Origin of the sequence: Acidomonas methanolica (assembly GCF_004346035.1) — a bacterium.
Taxonomy (GTDB): Bacteria; Pseudomonadota; Alphaproteobacteria; order Acetobacterales; family Acetobacteraceae; genus Acidomonas; species Acidomonas methanolica.
Window position 1 is genome coordinate 41,941 of the sequence record NZ_SLZN01000009.1, and the last position, 17,303, is coordinate 59,243.

Consider the following 17,303-nt stretch of genomic DNA (forward strand, 5'->3'; position numbering starts at 1 on the left):
CCATGAGTTCCCGTTTCGCCGCCGATCGCGCCCCCCTTTCCGCCCTTGCCGCCACCGAGACGGTGTTCTTCAGTGGCGCGCAGGCCCGGCTGACGCGGGACGAGGCGGCGACTCTGGTGCGGGAGTCGCTGGAGGGGACGGATGACGGCGAATTGTTTCTGGAATATCGGGAAAGCGAATCGCTGACCCTAGATGAAGGGGTGATCCGGTCCGCCAATTTCGACACGAGTTCGGGCTTTGGACTTCGCGCCGTTCTGGGAACGGAGACAGGATTCGCGCATTCGGATGACATCAGCCGTCCGGCGCTCAGGCGGGCGGGCGATGCGGTCGGTCAGGTCCGGCAGGGGCGTTCGGGCACGCTTGCCGCGCCGCCCGCGGCCACCAACCGCCGCCTCTACGCCGAGAACGATCCGCGCGAGGGAACCGACTTCGCCCGCCGCGCCGCGCTGCTTTCGGAGATCGACGCCTATGCCCGCGCGCTCGATCCCCGGATCGTGCAGGTCAGCGCCTCGCTGTCCTCCGAATGGCAGGCGGTGCGCATCCTGCGGCGCGAAGGTGAGGACGTGGCGGATCTGCGTCCTCTGGTGCGGCTGAACATCTCGGTGGTGGTCGAGCAGGACGGGCGGCGCGAGAGCGGCGGACGGGGATTGGGCGGCCGCTACGACGTGCGGCGTCTGATGGAGGCCGAGACATGGAAGGCGGCGGCGGACGAGGCGTTGCGCCGGGCGCTGGTCTCGCTGGACGCGGCGCCCGCGCCGGCGGGCGAGATGGACGTGGTGCTCGGGCCGGGCTGGCCGGGAATTCTGCTGCATGAGGCGGTCGGGCACGGGCTCGAAGGCGATTTCAACCGCAAGGGCACGTCCTGCTTCGCCGAGATGCTCGGTCAGCGTGTCGCCGCGCCCGGCGTAACGGTGATCGATGACGGCACCCTTCCCGAGGCGCGCGGCTCGCTGACCATCGACGACGAGGGCACGCCGAGCGGGCGCACCGTGATGATCGAGGACGGCATCTTGCGCGGTTTCATCCAGGACCGGCTGAATGCCCGGCTCACCGGCGTCGCCCCGACCGGGAACGGCCGTCGTCAGTCCTATGCCCATGCCCCGATGCCGCGCATGACCAACACCCTGATGCTGGGCGGCGATGTCACGACGGAGGAGATGATCCGCTCGACGCGGCGCGGGATTTACGCCGTGGATTTCGGCGGCGGACAGGTGGACATCACCTCGGGCAAGTTCGTCTTCGCCATGTCCGAGGCCTATCTGATCGAGGACGGGAAGGTGACGCGCCCGGTGAAGGGGGCGACGCTGATCGGCTCCGGTGCGGAGGCGATGCGGCGGATTTCCATGATCGGCGCGGATATGGAACTCGATCCCGGGATCGGCACGTGCGGCAAGGCGGGGCAGGGCGTGCCGGTCGGCGTCGGTCAGCCGACGCTGAAGCTCTCCGGCCTTACCGTGGGCGGGACGGGCTGAGATGAGCCACAACTACGCCAAGCCCGCTTCCCCCGAGGCGCGACTCGCCCGGTTGATCGCGCGGATTCCGGACGGGTGGGGCGTGCAGATCGAACGGCCGCCGGGCGGCGGCTGGAGCGTGGGCCTCGAACACCCGGAGGAGGGCGTGACATGGGGAACGCCTCAGCCGACGCTTCAGGCGGCTTTGGAAGACGTATGGCGGCTCGTGGGGCCTCCTGCCTGACCGTGATGCGGTTTCTCCGCTGCCTGATCGTTCTGGCGATCCTTCCGGCGCATGCGGTCGCCCTGCCCGTTGAAACGGCCCGCGTGCTGCATGTCTATCCGCATGATCCCTCGGCCTTCACCGAGGGGCTGCTGATTCATGACGGTCGTCTCTATGAAAGCACGGGGTATGAAGGCGCGTCCTTCATCCGTGAGGAAGATCTCCGCACCGGGCGGGTCCTGCGCAGTGTCCAGCTTCCGCCCGATCTCTTCGGCGAGGGCATCGTGGCCGTGGGAGATGAAATCCTCAGCGTCACCTGGCGCAACGGCGTTGGCTTTCGCTGGAGCCTGCCGGACCTGCGTCGTCTTGGCCGTTTCCAGTATCCCGGCGAAGGCTGGGGCATGACCTATGACGGTCGCCGGATTATCCTGTCGGACGGCACGCCCGTCCTGCGGTTTCTCGATCCGGGCGATCTGCATGTGGTCCGGAGGCTGACCGTCACGGCGGATGGCGTTCCGCTGCGGAACATCAACGAGCTTGAAATGATGAAGGGCGAGGTGCTGGCCAATATCTGGCTCACGAACGAGATCGCCCGCATCGACCCCGCGACGGGCAAGGTCATCGGATGGATCGACCTGACGCCGCTGGTTCGCCGGGTCGGCGCGCGCGACGTGGACGCCGTCCTGAACGGGATCGCCTATGACGCGGCGAATGACCGGCTTTACGTGACCGGCAAGGACTGGCCGCTGCTGTTTGAAATAATGCTCAGTTCGCAGATTTCCGGTGCGCGGCGTGAAGCCCCTCCACCAGATACCACAGCGCCATCACCTGAAGCGGGAATCCGGCGGCGAGCATGACGAAGCCGGCATAATGCTGATCGTCCAGCGGCGGCAGATTCCACAGGCAGATGAGGTTGAGATACGGCGCGTAGAGGACGTTGCCCGCCGTCATCCAGATGACCGCCACCACCATCATCGGCAGATTGGCCAGCGTGAGATAGGCCGCCAGCCAGAGATCGTTCCTGATATGGCGCGTCCAGGGCATGACCTGCGCCCAGAGGAGCAGGCCGGAGAGCAGTTCCAGCCCCCCGATCGGGAGGGAGAAGAGGGCGTTGGCCAGGCCGCGCGACAGGATTTGCGGCATGCTGACCAGAATGCTCAGGCCGCCGAACACGGTCAGCGCGACCAGCGGATCATAGAGCCAGGACGAAGCGGGCGCGCGCCGCGCCGACGCTCCGGCGGCGAGAAGGAAGAGCGGCGGCGCGATCTGGTTCAGGGCCATCAGCGCCGCCGTATAGCTGACCATCGACGCCAGCGTGCTGGACAATTCCCACAGCGCGCCTCCGGTCGCGGCGAGTGCGCCCGACAGCGCCGCCAGACGAAGCACGGTTGAAATCCTCACTTCGCGCCCGGTTTGCCCATGTCGAGAACGTGACGAATATCCTGCGCGATCCCGAACGGATTATTGAGTTGCGTCGGCCCGTACAGCGCATGGACCATGCCGTTCGGCCCGACGAGGGTCAGCACGGAACTATGATCTATCATCCCGTTCATGGGTTCTTTCATGACCGTCACATGCCAGTCCCGCGTGACCTTGTCTATCTCCGGCTGCGTTCCGGTCAGGCCGATGGGCACGGGCGAGAAATGGGAGAGGAAGGTCCGCAGGGCGGGGCCGTCGTCATGCTGCGGGTCGAGCGTGACGAACAGAACCTTCACCCGCCCGCGATCCGCCCCCAGCTCCGCGAAGACCGGCCTGAGCGCCGCGAGCGTCATCGGGCAGACATCGGGGCAGTGGACATAGCCGAAATAGACCAGCACCGCCTGGCCTCTCAACGAGGAGAGCAGGAACGGCTGCCCTCTGTCATCCTGCAAATCGAGGGGGGGCGCCGAATGAGGGCGGACGGGGGTTCCCTCGAAGCTGTAGGCGCCCTCCCGACCCGCATAGAGCCATAGCCCTCCTCCGAGGAGAAGGGCCACGGCCAGCGCGCGGCCCACCGAGCGGAGGGCCTTGGCGCTCACCACGCCACCCATCCCGGAGAGAGGGTCATATGACGCAGGAAGGACCAGAAGATCGGCACATAGGACAGCGCGCAGATGAGCGTCGCCACGCCGGTCCAGAACCATACGGGCTCCATGGCCCGTGCCAGGGAGGAGGTGTGCTCGGACGGAACCGCCGGGCGCTCGAGGCTGTAGCTTTCCGACCGTCCGAACGCGCGGGCGAACGGGATGGCCGGCGCCTCGATCTTCCGCCCGAAGAGCAGCGAGCCGAAGAACACGATGTAGAAGCAGATCATCGCGAGCCAGAGGATCACGCCGCCGATTCCGATCAGCGCCATGGGAATATGCGCCGCGCCGTAGAGCGTGTGGAACGCTTCATGCGGCAGGGCGGACACCCAGGCGCGGCGCGGGACGCCGTAGAGACCGGCCGTCTGCATCCCGATGCCGAAGGTGCTCATGCCGATGAACCACAGCCATGCCGCGGCCAGCGCCAGCCTGCGGCTGATCAGCGCGCGCCCGGTGAGATGCGGGATCAGCCAGAACGCCATGCCCATGAAGGTCATCGCGACGACGCTTCCCACGGTCATATGGAAATGGCCCGGAATGAAGGTGGTGTTATGCACCACCGCATCGAGCTGCCACGAACCGTTGACCATCCCGGAGGCGCCGCCGATCACGAATGTCAGCATGGACAGGACTTGCGCCGCGACGCTCGGGTTGCCCCAGGGAAGCGCTTTGAACCATCCGAGAATACCTTTCCCGCCACGCTTGCGTCCGGCGAACTCCAGCGTCAGCCCCATGGTGAATGCCGTGATCAGGCTGGGGAACGCCACCGACATGGTCAGCACCACGAGAATGCCGCGCCAGATCGGCGAGAAGCCGGGATCGGCGAACTGGTGATGCGACCCGACCGGCAGGGAGAAGATCAGCATCAGCACGAAGGTCAGGCGGCCCATGGCGTCCGAGGCGAGGCGGCCGCCGAGCTGGTTCGCGAGCAGGCCGTACCACGACACATAGGCAGGCATCAGCCAGAAATAGACGATCGGATGACCCGTCAGCCAGTAGAGCGTGCGGCTGATGGCCGGATCGACCGTATGGATCAGGCCCAGCGACCAGGGGTCCATCTGGATCACGAGTTCCGTCATGATCCCGATCGTCGAGACGTCCCACATGAGCATCGTGATGAGGGCCATGTAGGTGACCAGCGGAGTCACCTCGCCGGGGCGCTGTTTCTTCCAGGCACTGCGCATCTGGAGCAGGATTGGCAGCGGCAGGGTGCTGCCCAGCCCGAGCGCGGTGAGGCCGAAATAGAAGAGCGGGCTGCCCTTCAGCGGCGGATAGAAGGTCCAGAGCACGTTCGAGCTGTTGTCGAACATGGCCGCGAGAACGAGTCCCGTGCCGATCAGCATGATCACGAAGCTGCCGCGCCAGAGAGTCATGTTCGGCGTGATGCCGAGTTCGCGCGCGGGCAGGTAGACGAGCAGGCCGCAGATGACGAAGAAGGTGAAGACGTAGCCGTTCATCACCCCGTGGATCGTCAGGCCCTGATAATAGCTCTGGAAAAACGGACGCAGGGCCGGATAGAGATTGTGGCCGCTATAGTTCAGCGCCTGCAACGGCCCGATCCCGGCTCCCAGCAGCAGGGCCGAAAAACCGACGACCAGGAAGGCGAGCATCATGCGCCGTTCCGCGGCGAGAACGTCGGGCCTCGGAACGGCCACGGCTGCCGGAGTGGAAAGATGGGCGCTCATTGGGCTGCCTCCGCTTCAGGCCGGGCAGGGTCCACGATGATGGGCGACGCCATCGCGTGGTGCATCAGCCCGCAATATTCGTTACAGATGATGTAATATGTCCCGGGCTTGCGGAACACGTGCGACACGAGGCCGATCTCGCCGGGCACGGCCGTGAGGTTGATGTCCGTCCCCTGCACCTCGAAGCCATGAAGCACATCGGCGCTCGTCACCCGGAACGTGATCTTCGCACCCTGCTTCACATGAATCGGCCCGGGAGCCCAGCGCCACATGCGGGCCACCAGCGACACGGTGTAGGCGTTCGGCCCGGTCTCGACCGCCACGCCTTCCGGCTGCGCCTGATCCGTGGTCATTTGCCCGATAACGGGGGTTTGCCCGCCCGATTTCGTGACCAGGTTATAGTCGATCACCACGTAGAGCATGGCGATGATGGTCAACACCGTCAGCAGAATCAGGACGATGAACACCCAGATGCGCTCTTGCCGTTCGCCCGCTTCGTAGAAGCGGCGCTCGGACGGCGTCATGGACGAAAGATCCGACATTATCTCTCCTCCCCCTCACGCGCGATGCAGGAAAATGAGCGACACCACGCTCCACGCGAATATGACGTAGGCCAGCAGAATGCCGCCGATCACCCACGTTCCGACGGGGCGCGCGGCCCTCTCGTCCTCGGCCGCAAAAGGCCCGTTCTCATTGCTCATAACAATACCTCGTCATGCATCACTGGCGCTCTCATCGGGGCCTTCTTCACTGGGGCTTCGCTGCGGCGAAGCCGAGCGTGTGGATATAGGCGGCCAGAGCCCGGATCTCGTCCGGCGTGAGAGACTTGGCCTCCATCAGCATGAGGGCGCTGTCCGGATCTCGTTTCGCTCCCGTATGCCAGATCGAAAGTTGCTCGATCATATAAGCCTGGGACTGCCCGGCGAGTGCCGGAAACATCTTTCCGAGCCCGGCGCCGGTCGGCCCGTGGCATCCGGCGCATGCCATCACCCGCTGGGCCGGCTTGCCCTTTTTGTACAGCGCCTCGCCCTGGCTCACGAGAGCCGGAGCGGGGGCGATCGACGAATCATAGGCCGGTGCCGGCAGCGACGCGTAATAGGCGGCGACGTTCGCCCGCTGCTCCGGCGTCAGGGCGGCCGCGAATTCCTTCATGAAGACATTCGCCCGCACGCCGCTGGCGAAATAGCCGAGCTGCTTCTCCAAATAGGAGGCCGGCAGTCCCGCAAGACGCGGAATGCCGCCGATCGCCTGGCCGGAGCCGTCCGCCATATGGCACGAAGCGCAGACGGGATGTCCCGGCCTGACACCCTGTTCAGCAATGATCTTGCCCGCCGCTACGTCTCCGTCCGCCCGAGCGGAGCCCGGGAGGCCGGCCCCCGCAGCGCAACAGAGCAGCAAGGCAGTCCATGCTTTTGCCTTTCCCGTTATTTTTTGTCGCATGACGCTCCCGAACACCCTCTCTTCCGTCATCCACGGAATTTCAAATACTTCAACCGACGGACTGCGATCAGCCGGAAGAGGCCCTCCGAGCCTCATATGACCGGAAGGATATGCCTCTCCGTCGACTGCTGGCCACAATTTCTCGCCTTACCGGAAAAGCGCTTGTCGGCCGGCGAGGTATGACTTGATATAATTCATTTTTCCCCTGAAGGAAGGCGCTTTGCAACTATTGGTAGCACGTGCTGCGCCTATTCCTTCGATAACTTTTTGGCGAGATGAAGTAACGAAGAACATGGTCATTTGGATATGATGCTATCATGCTTTTGCTATGCCTCATCGAGAAAGTTTCATCACACAAGAAACTTGTAAGTCACAATAACGTTATCTTGCATGTTGTGTCCATCTAGCAAAGGTGAGGTGCTTGACACAAAACTTTGAGCGCCTGCTAATCCGTTCCCGTGTCGTCCGGAAGCCACAGGTCCCGGCCTCGCATTTAGTCCGCTTCCGGCTGCTCTCGATCCGACGCGCCGGGGCTCATCTGGAGCATAAGAAAGAATGTCGATTCCCAGATTCGCCGGGAAATCAGCCCGGCCCTCTCGCCAAGCAGGGCTTTCCGTTCGAAGCCTGATGCTGGGATGCCTCGCCGGCGTGAGCTTCGCCGCGACCTCGACCGCCATGGCTCAGCCCGCCGAACCCTACAAGCCGGTTACGACGCAAGACCTCCTGCACGCAGCACAGAGCGACGACTGGCTCATGGTGCGCCACGACTACAATTCGAGCGACTATTCGCCCCTCAAGCAGATCACGACCAAGAACGTCACGGATCTCAAGCCCGTCTGGGATTTTGAGACGGGTCTGAAGAGCGGTCATGAATCCCCCGCCATCGTCAATGGCGACTATATGTTCATCACCGGGCCGAGGGATGTGCTTTTCGCCTTCCAGGCCTCGACCGGAAAGCTGCTCTGGAAATATGAGCATGATCTTTCCCATGTCGGCCTCAAGACGGTTTGCTGCGACGTGGTCAATCGCGGCGTGGCCCTTTACGGTGACGCCGTCTACATGGCGACGCTCGACAACTACGTCGTCGCGCTGGACGCCAAGACGGGCAAGGTGCTGTGGAAGAACCAGCTCGAGGTGCCGGATCTCGGCTATGCGATGACGCTGGCGCCGCTCGTGGTGAACGGCAAGGTCATCGTCGGTGAATCCGGTGGCGAATATGGCGCGCGCGCCTTCATTCAGGCTCTGGATGCGAAGACCGGCAGCAAGGTGTGGCGCTTCAACACCATTCCGGCGCCGGACGAGCCCGGCGGCGACACCTGGCCGAAGGGCGCCTACAAGACCGGCGGCGGCGCCGCCTGGCTGACGGGCAGCTATGATCCGGCGACCAACTCCCTGATCTGGGGCGTGGGCAATCCCGGTCCGTGGCTCGCCAAGCTCCGTCCCGGCAACAATCTCTATACGGACAGCGTGCTTTCGCTCGATCCCGATACGGGCAAGCTGAAGTGGTACTATCAGTACACCACGCATGACACCTGGGATTATGACGGCACCAACGAGCCCGTGCTGACGGACATCACCTACAAGGGCAAGACCTACAAGGCGCTGGTGAGCGCCAGCCGCAACGGCTGGTTCTATGCGATCAACCGCAATGACGGCAAATTGATCTACGCCGTGCCCTTCGCTCACGCCACGTCGGTCAAGGGGTTTGACGCGCAGGGCCACAACATCACCGATCCCGCGCTGTATCCGGATATCGACAAGGAAATCTTCACCTGCCCGAGCTTCCTCGGCGGCAAGAACTGGTGGCCGATTTCTGTCGATCCGCAGACGAAATACGCCTATGTGCCGACGTTCTACAGCTGCATGACCATGAAGGGGACCTCGGTCGCCTATCGTGCGGGGCTGCCGTTCCTGGGCGAAACCTTCCTCGTCAAGCATGATCCGGAGCATCCGGATAACTGGGGCGCGGTGCAGGCGATCAATCTGTCCACCGGCAAGCAGGCATGGGTTTTCCCGTCCGAGCTGCCCTGGAACGGTGGCATGCTGACCACGGCCGGCGGTCTCCTCTTCTCCGGAAGCGCGGACGGCTATCTCTATGCCTTCAACGCGAAGACCGGAAAGGTGCTCTGGAAGAGCCCGCAACTTTCTTCCGGCGTCGTGGCGCCGCCGAGCACGTTCAAAGTTGGTGACAAGCAATACGTGGCCATTTACGCTGGTTGGGGTGGAGGCACTCCGATCTGGGGCGGTGAAGCCGCGAAAGAACCTCGCGTCCGGCACATTCCGCTGGGTGGCCACCTCTACGTCTTTGCTTTGTGAAAGAAAAAATGACATGGCTGAAAAGACTATTCGTTATGGTCTTCTCGCCCTGACGGCTCTGGGAGGCTTCGCGGCCTCCCAGTCCAATGCGTCGGCGGCGATGTCCTTCTGCGTCGACAAGAGCAGCCCCTCTCACGCCATGGATGAGCGTGTTGCGAAGGCTGTAGCCGGCAGCGAAAACATGACCACCCGGCTTTATCAGTTCGACGGCAGCGCGGACGGGGATGATGACGGGTACGACGCCAGCAACTTCAAGAAGCTCGCGGCGGAGAAGTGCAGCCTCGTGCTCGGCTTCCCGGTCGATACGTCCGCCAAGGAACCGGCGATTCCCGAAGGGACGCATGCTTCTCTTCCCTATGCACGCACCGGCTTCGTGCTGGTGACGCCGCGCGGCAGCGAGGCGCGTGCGCTGAGTGATCTGCCCCGCGGGTCGGAAGTGGCCGTGACCAATCTCACGGCGCCGAATCTCTATTTCGAGAAGCACCCGAATGTGCGTGCCAGCGTGTATCCGACGGATGCCGAGGCGATGAACGATCTCGTGGCGCACAAGGTGCCGGCGGCGATGATCTGGCAGGCCAGCGCGGTGAACTTCCTCGCCGCCAAAGGGCAGGACAGGAACTACTGTATCCATGCGCTGAACGAACCGCATGCCCAGTGGAACGTCGTCGCCCTCTATGGCGCGTCAGGCGCGCAGGCCGCGCAGGCGTTCAATGCCGCCGTGACCACTCTGCGGCATTCGGGCAAGCTCGCAAGCGTCGTGGCGCCTTATGCCGAGACACCGAAGAGCGGCTTCATCCTTGCGGCCGATGAGACGTCCTCCAAGCCGGCCCTCTTCACGGAGGACCAGGCCAAGGCAGGCGCAAAGGAATACGCCGATAATTGCTCGCAGTGCCATGGCGACGATCTCAGCGGCATGGCGGGGCCGGCGTTGAAAGGTCCGAATTTCGCCTCGGCCAAGGCGAATTTTCATGTGAGCGACATCTACGCGATCGTCTCCAAGAACATGCCCGCGACCAACCCGGGCAGCCTGACGACCGATCAGTACGTGAACATCATGGCCTTCCTGCTCCAGCAAAACGGGATGCCCGCAGGCTCCACCAAGTTGACGGCGGATATTGCCACGAAGTCGCAGGTGCCGCTGATCTATAGCGGCAAGTAACCTTCGCCTTTTACGAAGACCCCTGCCGGGCAGACCGCCGGGCAGGGGTTTTTTTATGTCCGCCACCCGTGATGCGACTGATACCAATTCGGCTGATCCTCGCGGCGATCCATGACGATGCCTCGCGCGCGGGCTACTGTGCGATCTCTGCGCATGGCGTCATGAAGAATACGGCGTCCGTCTCTTCTGTGCCCGTATGAGCGAGAGCATGTGCGATCGCGATATCCGCTTCCTGACGGTTCGTCCTCGGCGTCCTTGCCGGAATTCCGATGCGCAGGAGGTTTTAAAAGGATTTCCCCGTGATCGCGTCCAGCCTATCGACGAGCATGCCGCTACCGCCCCGTTTACGCGAGTGGAGCCCGGTCACAAACATCTGGCCATGCTCGCGCCCCATCTGGTTGTCGAACCGGGTCTTGCGAGCCCTATGACGACATGGTCGCCATCTGCTGCCGCGCATGGCAGCAGTTCGTCGAGCAGCCGCACCGACAAAAAGGAGGTGGTAAGCAGGCGCCCTGAGGCGGGCTGCGCAACTGCGTGCGTGTCGGCGGCCCTTCACTCCTGCCGGGTCGCGCCACGCCGCAGAGCGCTTGCCGGCAGTCGAACAGGCTGGCGCCGGGACAGCGCGCTTCGCATCACTCACGTTACGTTATGAGAAAAGTGCAGATATATTTATTAATTGATATGGGTGACGAAGCGATGTCGAATGAGCGCCGTGAAGACCTCAATCGCGAGTCGGATTCGCCATCTTTTACTTTGGTGGTGAATCCCATCATTAATATAATGATGTTGTTAATCGACAGAAAAATAATGACACATAACGCGTGAGTGGCTCTGTCGAATACGCTCATGGGTAAATATCGCATTTTTGTGTGATCAAGGGTCACGCATATGTGCGGGGGTATACTCCAGGGAAGTTTGTGAGTCAGCCTGATTAACTCATTGTTTTTACGTATTTTAAGGGATATTTCCCTCGGAAATCCACCTATTGATTTATCACGTGAATTGCGTGACCAGTGGCTGGCCGGGTCGAGCCGGTGCCCATGGGAAACACGAGTTCGACCGATCCGGACAGAAAAATGTTTCGGAGTAAAGTTCAAATGGACACAAAAAGAAATACTTGCCACAGCAAGTCAATGCTGGTCGCGGCAAGTAGCCTGGCCGCCCTTCTCCTCGTGAGCGGCAGCGTGCGCACGAGCCATGCGGCTGACGTCTCTCTGGCTGGCATGCAGGAGAATGGCGACAATTGGAACATGCCGACAGGCACGTACAATAATTGGCGTCACAGCTCGCTGAGCCAGATCAACGCCTCGAATGTGAAGAACCTTCAGGTTGCCTGGACGATGTCCACGGGAACCCTTCGCGGGCTTGAGGGACAGCCGCTGGTCATCGGCAATATGATGTACTACGAGACGTCATATCCGAACTACGTCTACGCCGTGGATCTCGATCATCCCGATCAGATCGCATGGAAGTTCATGCCGCCCCCGAATGAGGACGCGCCGCCTGTCGCATGTTGTGACGTTGTCAATCGCGGTCCGGCCTATGCGGACGGCATCGTCATCGCGAATGCGCTCGACGGCATCGTCTATGCGTTGGATGCGAAGACCGGCGAAGTGAAGTGGACGGCGAAGAATGCTGATCCCAAGGTCGGCTCCACGATGACCGATGCGCCGATGATCGTCGGTGACAAAGTCATCGTCGGTGTGTCCGGCGGCGAGTTCGGTGTGCGCGGCTATCTCACGGCCTATGATCTGCACAGCGGCCAGGAAATCTGGCGCGCTTACAGCGAAGGACCGGACAGCGACCTCAAGTTCGATCCGGAAAAGACGCTCAACGGTGCGACGGGCAGCCCGGTCGGCGCGGATTCGAGCCTGAAGACCTGGAGCGGCGATCAGTGGAAGGCCGGCGGCGGCGCCACCTGGGGCTGGTATTCTTACGATCCCAAGCTGAACCTCGTCTATTACGGGATCGGCAACCCGGGCACCTGGAACCCGACGCAGCGCCCCGGCGACAATGCGTGGTCGATGTCGATCGTTGCGCGTGACGCGGATACGGGCGTTGCGAAATGGGTCTATCAGATGACTCCGCATGACGGCTGGGACTATGACGGCGTCAATGAATCGCTGCTGATCGATGCCGAGGAAAACGGGAGAAAGGTTCCCGCGCTCATCCATTTCGATCGCAACGGTTTCGCCTATCTGCTGAATCGCGAGAATGGCCACCCGATCCGGATCAGCAAGTATGATTCGTCGGTGAACTGGGCGACGGGCATCGACCCGAAGACCTGGCGTCCGGTCGTCGATCCAACGAAGATGACGACGCAGGACAAGAACGTTACCGGCATCTGCCCGTCCTCGCAGGGCGACAAGGACGAGCAGCCGATCTCGTATGATCCGAAGACCCGGCTCGTCTATGCGCCGCTGAACCATCTGTGCATGAGCTACCAGGCCTTCGCCGTCAAATACATGGCGGGCTTCCCCTTTGTCGGCGCCATCGTGAACATGGAACCTGGACCGGGCGGCAATCGCGGTCGTTTCATCGCGTTTGATCCCCAGACCGGCAAGACGAAGTGGGAGATCAAGGACACGTTCCAGGATTGGAGCGGCGCCCTGACCACCGATGGCGGGCTTGCCTTCTACGGCACGCTGGACGGAAAGCTGCGTGCGGTGGACGTCAAGACGGGCAAAATTCTGTACGAGTTCAAGTGCCCGTCCGGCATCATCGGCAATCCGATCACCTATATGCACAACGGCCGTCAATACGTCGCGGTGCTGTCCGGTGTCGGCGGTTGGGCGGCCATCGGCATGGCCAACAACCTGCACAAGAGCACCGATGGTCTGGGTGGCGCAGGTCTGACGGCCGCGTTGCCGAACTATACGAACCTCGGCGGAACGCTGATGGTTTTTGCCCTGCCGCAGAAGGCGTGACCGATCGCGCCTCTCCTGACGCTTCGGCGTCACGAGGGGCGCGTTCCCGTCGTAATTCATTTCGGAGGTGTATCATGCGCCCGCGTTTTTTTTCAAGGCTTTTGCTTCTGGGCACCGCGCTGATCGGCGTCGGGACGGCAGGCTCCGCCTATGCCGCCCGGGCGGTCAGCACGAAAGCCGGAAGCACGCCGGAGATCGGTGTGGCGCCGGGGGAGGATTCGGCCGCGCTGCGTGTCTGCGCGGATCCGAATTATCTCCCTTTCTCCAACAAGGCTGGCGAGGGATTTGAAAACAAGATTGCGGAAATCGTCGCGAAGGCGATGGGACGAAAGCTCGTTTATTATTGGTTGAGCGAACGCGGACCCGGCGGATATCCCAACTTTCTGGCCGATGCATTGGACGTGGGGAAATGCGATGTGGTGATGAGCCTTCCCGCGGGTGATCCCGAGGAGGGTGGCACGGACCCATATTATGAATCGGCATATGTGTTCATCTCGAAGAAAGCCGATACACGTGCCCAGGCGGTCACGGCCATGTCGTCGCCGGCCCTGCGTGCGATGAAGATCGGCGTGCAGGATGACACGACGCCCGTTTCCGCGATCCAGATGCTCGGTCTGGTGGATAATGCCGTGTCGTTCGATGTCGCGGACGATCCGAATGTCTCACCCAGAATACTTCTCGACGCCGTGAAGAGCGGCCAGGTGGATATCGTTGTCACATGGCAACCGGCGATCGGGGCGTTTCTGAAGGACTATCCCGATCTGACGATCCGGGAGGTGCCGCCCGAATTCTATGGGCCCGGCCTGCCTCAGGTCACATATGCCTACAAGATCGCCATGGGAGTCCGGAAAAAGGACACAGGACTTCGTGATGCGCTTAACACGGTCATCAACGGTCATAAACAGGAATTGAGCGATGCACTCGCCTCGTCCGGGGTACGCTTTTACAGCGGAAAGGGCGCGATTCCCTATAATTGACCGATGAATATTCTGGTCAAAAAAACGAAAGAACAGACCATGACAAACGAGAAGAGATTCCTGATTTTGCCCGCTATCCTAGGCGCTGCGCTGATGACGGCCACTCCTGCCTCGGCCCAGTCGGGCGGGGAGGCGATCGCCAAAGGAAGCGACTGCTTTTCCTGCCATGCGGTGGATACGAAAGTGGTTGGTCCCGCCTTCAAGGATGTGGCCGCCAAATTCGCCGGTGATGCATCGGCCGTCAACACGTTGGTCGACGCGATCGACAAGGGACATGTCGGGACATGGGGAAGTATTCCCATGCCGCCGCATCCCAGTCTCAGCGCGGATCAGACGAAGCAGATCGTCACCTGGATTCTGAGCCTGAAATCAGGTTCGGCTGCGTCCGGCGGGCAGGCGGCGCCCGAAGCCAGCAAGCAAGCCTATACCTATACGGTTGACGGGAAGAAGGTCACGGTCGGTTTTCCGATTTTTCAGGATGGAAGCACGACCAAAGTCACCAAGGCCGTTTTCCATGGCTTCGAGACATATAATTCCTACTGCTTCCGTTGCCACGGCGAGGATGCGGTGGGCGGTTCCTATGCGCCGAACCTCCGCAACTCTCTGAGCAACGGCATGACGGAACAGGAATTCACCAGCGTCGCCATGGTCGGCCGCAAGGACAAGGGCATGCCAAGCTGGGCGGGTTTCTTCACTCCTGAGCAGATTCACGAGATCTACGCTTATGTCAAAGCCCGCTCCGTCGGGGCGGTTGGCACAGGTACACCCCAGGAGTAATGGGTTCCGTAACGATCAAATCCGTGCGATACTCACTCACACTATAAGGGAGCCACATCTTGCCGCATTCGCCTGATGAAAAGAAGCGCGTTCTCGCGCGTGTCCGGCGTGTGCGGGGCCAGATCGACGCACTTGAACGCGCGCTTGAAGTTGGCAGCGAATGTGGCCCGGTCCTTCAGCAGATCGCCGCAGTTCGGGGAGCCATCAACGGGTTGATGGCGGGGGTATTGGAAAGCCACCTGCGGGAGGAGTTTCTTCATCTCACCAAGGATGTGTCTGAAACGGATTCCTCGATCAACGAGGTCGTTTCGCTCGTGCGCTCCTATTTCCGTTGAGCCTCTAGACGCGACGTCATCCGAAGGAGAATGTCGGCACCATATCCGGCTCCACGGGGTTACGGATATGGCGCTGCTTTCTTATTCTGTGGAGTACGTCCCCGGGTTTCTGTACTCTCATCCTTCGGTCGACATAAGGAACGATTGATGAGGTATTTGGTGACTGGCGGATGTGGCTTTGTTGGGAGCCATGCTGTTCTGGCGCTTCTGGACGCGGGGCATGAGGTGGTGGTGCTTGATGACCTGAGCACGGGGCATCGTGAGGCGCTTCCGCCCGGCGTTGAGTTTCACCAAGTTGACCTGATGGACCGTGATGCCACGGCGGGTGTCGTTGCGCGTGGGGCGTGGGACGGCGTGCTGCATTTTGCGGCACTTTCCCTGGTAGGGGAGAGCATGGTGGAGCCACTGCGCTATTTCCGGCGCAACTACATGACAGCGCTCAATCTGATTGAGGCGTGTGTTGCGAGGGGCGTGGGCAGGCTGGTGTTTTCGTCGACGGCGGCGCTGTTCGGCGGGCCGGAGCGTTCGGAGCCGATCCCGGAGACGGCGCTGATCCAGCCCGGCTCGCCATATGGCGAGAGCAAGCACATGATCGAGCGTGTCCTGCATTGGGCGGACGCGGTGCACGGGCTGCGCAGCGCATGCCTGCGGTATTTCAACGCGGCCGGGGCCGATCCCGGGGGGCGCGCCGGGGAGGACCATCGTCCGGAGACGCATCTGATTCCGCTGACGATTGATGCGGCGCTGGGGCGACGGCCTGCGCTCAAGCTGTTCGGGACCGACTATCCGACCCGGGATGGATCGTGCATCCGTGACTACATTCATGTCACTGATCTTGCGGACGCGCATTTGCGGGCGCTGGATCAGATTCATGACCGGAGCGTGGTGTATAACATAGGGAACGGGGAGGGGTATTCGAACCTTGAGGTGATCAGCGCGGTGGAGCGTGTCAGCGGCCGAAAGGTGCCGTGGGAGGCGGCCGGCCGGCGGCAGGGAGACCCTGCGAAGCTGGTTGCGGATTCCGCGACGCTGCGGCGGGAGACGGGGTGGACGCCGCGTTTTGCCGAACTCGACAGGATCGTGGAGACCGCCTTGCTCTGGCGCGAGGCTCATCCGGACGGGTATGGTCGCTGACAGCCCGTCCATAATCAGGGCGGTCGAAAAAGTTTTTTGGTTCTTTTTTTAAAAAGAACGACGATGTTCCAAGAGCACGTCACCCTTCCGGGCCTTTCCGGCAAAGCGCACTGCGCCGGAAAGGCTCCCATTTTTCTGGGAAGGGGCGCTTTGTGATCCCTTCCAGATGATGGGATTTAGCGCTCGCCCTTGTTGTCGCCGTCGCGCAGCGTGCCGGTCGGCTCCTGAACGTGGGCTTCGAGGAACCACAGGTTTTTATCGAGGGCCCGCGAAATGCCGGTGAACAGGTCGGCCGTGTCGGGGTCTCCGGCTTCGTCGGTGATGTCGATGGCCTCGCGCACGTTGTTGGCCACGACGGCGTAGCGATCGATGAGGGCTGCGATGTGATCGCCGATCTTGTAGATATCCGTCGGATAGGCTGTGCAACTCGACGCGCCCGCGACGGTCTGGATCGTGCCATAGGCCGTTCCGCCGAGTTGGACAGCGCGTTCGGCCACATCGTCGGTCGCCGTATCCAGCGCGTCCCGGAACCCGTCGAGCATCTCATGCACGCCGATGAATTGCGGCCCCTTGAGATTCCAGTGGGCCTGCTTGGTGATCAGAGCGAGGTCTATCAGATCGGCCAGTCTGGCGTTCAGAACTTCAATCGACACCTTCTTCGCGTTGTCCTGAAGACTGTTTCGCGTTTTGTGCAAGGCCTTGTCGAGGTTTTTGTTCGAGCTCATGGGGGTCTCTTCTCCAGAATGGCTGCCATTCGGTGCAGGCGCCGGAAAAACCGCGCCGTCCGCTGCCATGTCAACGTCAGCACCAGGCTTT

At 61.9% G+C, this 17,303-nt stretch carries 17 protein-coding genes; 10 read left to right on the forward strand and 7 right to left on the reverse strand.

Translation table 11 applies throughout. The features are described from left to right. Nucleotides 1–2: 2 nt before the first annotated feature. Genes tldD through EDC31_RS08775 form a run of 3 tightly spaced genes read left to right on the forward strand, consistent with a single transcriptional unit; the run spans nucleotide 3 to nucleotide 2,531 of the window. Nucleotides 3–1,472 (forward strand): metalloprotease TldD, encoded by a 1,470-nt coding sequence (gene tldD, locus EDC31_RS08765; protein ID WP_042057363.1) that lies wholly within the window; start codon nucleotides 3–5, stop codon nucleotides 1,470–1,472. A gap of 1 nt (nucleotide 1,473) precedes the next feature. Then, on the forward strand, nucleotides 1,474–1,695 hold the full coding sequence (locus EDC31_RS08770) for a hypothetical protein (protein ID WP_042057362.1): 222 nt from the start codon (nucleotides 1,474–1,476) through the stop codon (nucleotides 1,693–1,695). Then, the gene (locus EDC31_RS08775; protein ID WP_239641595.1) at nucleotides 1,668–2,531 is read left to right on the forward strand and encodes a glutaminyl-peptide cyclotransferase; all 864 of its coding nucleotides are present in this window, start codon (nucleotides 1,668–1,670) and stop codon (nucleotides 2,529–2,531) included. The genes EDC31_RS08770 and EDC31_RS08775 overlap by 28 nt, the downstream gene beginning before the upstream one ends. Here EDC31_RS08775 and EDC31_RS08780 read toward each other — a convergent pair. From EDC31_RS08780 to EDC31_RS08800, 6 genes are read right to left on the reverse strand one after another with little or no spacing between them, the layout of a single operon-like run. Further along, nucleotides 2,440–3,060, reverse strand: coding sequence for a cytochrome c oxidase assembly protein (locus tag EDC31_RS08780; RefSeq protein ID WP_052511781.1), 621 nt, complete (start codon nucleotides 3,058–3,060; stop codon nucleotides 2,440–2,442). The genes EDC31_RS08775 and EDC31_RS08780 overlap by 92 nt on opposite strands. A gap of 11 nt (nucleotides 3,061–3,071) precedes the next feature. After that, nucleotides 3,072–3,692 carry an SCO family protein gene (locus tag EDC31_RS08785; protein WP_158310316.1) on the reverse strand — a complete coding sequence of 207 codons (621 nt, stop codon included), beginning with the start codon at nucleotides 3,690–3,692 and terminating at the stop codon, nucleotides 3,072–3,074. After that, entirely contained in the window at nucleotides 3,689–5,422 is a 1,734-nt protein-coding gene (locus tag EDC31_RS08790; RefSeq protein ID WP_042057359.1) for a cbb3-type cytochrome c oxidase subunit I, read from the reverse strand. The genes EDC31_RS08785 and EDC31_RS08790 overlap by 4 nt, the downstream gene beginning before the upstream one ends. After that, nucleotides 5,419–5,964 (reverse strand): cytochrome c oxidase subunit II, encoded by a 546-nt coding sequence (locus EDC31_RS08795; RefSeq protein ID WP_052511779.1) that lies wholly within the window; start codon nucleotides 5,962–5,964, stop codon nucleotides 5,419–5,421. The genes EDC31_RS08790 and EDC31_RS08795 overlap by 4 nt, the downstream gene beginning before the upstream one ends. Nucleotides 5,965–5,979: 15 nt before the next feature. Then, the gene (locus EDC31_RS17700) at nucleotides 5,980–6,123 is read right to left on the reverse strand and encodes a hypothetical protein (protein WP_158310315.1); all 144 of its coding nucleotides are present in this window, start codon (nucleotides 6,121–6,123) and stop codon (nucleotides 5,980–5,982) included. Between the two features lie 46 nt (nucleotides 6,124–6,169). Then, on the reverse strand, nucleotides 6,170–6,958 hold the full coding sequence (locus tag EDC31_RS08800) for a c-type cytochrome (RefSeq protein WP_081797491.1): 789 nt from the start codon (nucleotides 6,956–6,958) through the stop codon (nucleotides 6,170–6,172). Between the two features lie 531 nt (nucleotides 6,959–7,489). Between EDC31_RS08800 and EDC31_RS08805 the strand changes: the two genes are divergently transcribed. The 7 genes from EDC31_RS08805 to galE all read left to right on the forward strand — a co-directional run bounded on the left by EDC31_RS08805 (nucleotide 7,490) and on the right by galE (nucleotide 16,487). Next, on the forward strand, nucleotides 7,490–9,178 hold the full coding sequence (locus tag EDC31_RS08805; protein ID WP_042057358.1) for a methanol/ethanol family PQQ-dependent dehydrogenase: 1,689 nt from the start codon (nucleotides 7,490–7,492) through the stop codon (nucleotides 9,176–9,178). A gap of 13 nt (nucleotides 9,179–9,191) precedes the next feature. Further along, nucleotides 9,192–10,337 (forward strand): c-type cytochrome, encoded by a 1,146-nt coding sequence (locus EDC31_RS08810; RefSeq protein ID WP_052511775.1) that lies wholly within the window; start codon nucleotides 9,192–9,194, stop codon nucleotides 10,335–10,337. Between the two features lie 1,013 nt (nucleotides 10,338–11,350). Further along, nucleotides 11,351–13,264 (forward strand): methanol/ethanol family PQQ-dependent dehydrogenase, encoded by a 1,914-nt coding sequence (locus tag EDC31_RS08815; protein ID WP_239641594.1) that lies wholly within the window; start codon nucleotides 11,351–11,353, stop codon nucleotides 13,262–13,264. A 200-nt stretch (nucleotides 13,265–13,464) separates the two neighbouring features. Continuing rightward, nucleotides 13,465–14,241 carry a transporter substrate-binding domain-containing protein gene (locus tag EDC31_RS08820; RefSeq protein ID WP_239641593.1) on the forward strand — a complete coding sequence of 259 codons (777 nt, stop codon included), beginning with the start codon at nucleotides 13,465–13,467 and terminating at the stop codon, nucleotides 14,239–14,241. 3 nt (nucleotides 14,242–14,244) lie between these two features. Continuing rightward, nucleotides 14,245–15,018 (forward strand): c-type cytochrome, encoded by a 774-nt coding sequence (locus EDC31_RS08825; RefSeq protein ID WP_239641592.1) that lies wholly within the window; start codon nucleotides 14,245–14,247, stop codon nucleotides 15,016–15,018. A gap of 59 nt (nucleotides 15,019–15,077) precedes the next feature. Further along, complete coding sequence (gene frmR / locus EDC31_RS08830) at nucleotides 15,078–15,353, forward strand: formaldehyde-responsive transcriptional repressor FrmR (RefSeq protein ID WP_042057356.1); 276 nt, start codon at nucleotides 15,078–15,080, stop codon at nucleotides 15,351–15,353. Between the two features lie 147 nt (nucleotides 15,354–15,500). Further along, nucleotides 15,501–16,487 carry a UDP-glucose 4-epimerase GalE gene (galE, locus tag EDC31_RS08835; RefSeq protein WP_042057354.1) on the forward strand — a complete coding sequence of 329 codons (987 nt, stop codon included), beginning with the start codon at nucleotides 15,501–15,503 and terminating at the stop codon, nucleotides 16,485–16,487. A 176-nt stretch (nucleotides 16,488–16,663) separates the two neighbouring features. Here galE and dps read toward each other — a convergent pair whose 3' ends face one another. Then, nucleotides 16,664–17,212: a DNA starvation/stationary phase protection protein Dps gene (dps, locus tag EDC31_RS08840; RefSeq protein ID WP_042057352.1), complete on the reverse strand. Its 549-nt coding sequence runs from the start codon at nucleotides 17,210–17,212 to the stop codon at nucleotides 16,664–16,666. Nucleotides 17,213–17,303: the final 91 nt, after the last annotated feature.

What these genes read in the sequence shown, in the direction of transcription:
- tldD (WP_042057363.1), top strand. Translation starts at nt 3, where the DNA reads ATGAGTTCCCGTTTCGCCGCCGATCGCGCCCCCCTTTCCGCCCTTGCC.
- EDC31_RS08770 (WP_042057362.1), top strand. Translation starts at nt 1,474, where the DNA reads ATGAGCCACAACTACGCCAAGCCCGCTTCCCCCGAGGCGCGACTCGCC.
- EDC31_RS08775 (WP_239641595.1), top strand. Translation starts at nt 1,668, where the DNA reads ATGGCGGCTCGTGGGGCCTCCTGCCTGACCGTGATGCGGTTTCTCCGC.
- EDC31_RS08790 (WP_042057359.1), bottom strand. Translation starts at nt 5,422, where the DNA reads ATGAGCGCCCATCTTTCCACTCCGGCAGCCGTGGCCGTTCCGAGGCCC.
- EDC31_RS08795 (WP_052511779.1), bottom strand. Translation starts at nt 5,964, where the DNA reads ATGTCGGATCTTTCGTCCATGACGCCGTCCGAGCGCCGCTTCTACGAA.
- EDC31_RS17700 (WP_158310315.1), bottom strand. Translation starts at nt 6,123, where the DNA reads ATGAGCAATGAGAACGGGCCTTTTGCGGCCGAGGACGAGAGGGCCGCG.
- EDC31_RS08800 (WP_081797491.1), bottom strand. Translation starts at nt 6,958, where the DNA reads ATGAGGCTCGGAGGGCCTCTTCCGGCTGATCGCAGTCCGTCGGTTGAA.
- EDC31_RS08805 (WP_042057358.1), top strand. Translation starts at nt 7,490, where the DNA reads ATGCTGGGATGCCTCGCCGGCGTGAGCTTCGCCGCGACCTCGACCGCC.
- EDC31_RS08810 (WP_052511775.1), top strand. Translation starts at nt 9,192, where the DNA reads ATGGCTGAAAAGACTATTCGTTATGGTCTTCTCGCCCTGACGGCTCTG.
- EDC31_RS08825 (WP_239641592.1), top strand. Translation starts at nt 14,245, where the DNA reads ATGAATATTCTGGTCAAAAAAACGAAAGAACAGACCATGACAAACGAG.
- galE (WP_042057354.1), top strand. Translation starts at nt 15,501, where the DNA reads ATGAGGTATTTGGTGACTGGCGGATGTGGCTTTGTTGGGAGCCATGCT.
- dps (WP_042057352.1), bottom strand. Translation starts at nt 17,212, where the DNA reads ATGAGCTCGAACAAAAACCTCGACAAGGCCTTGCACAAAACGCGAAAC.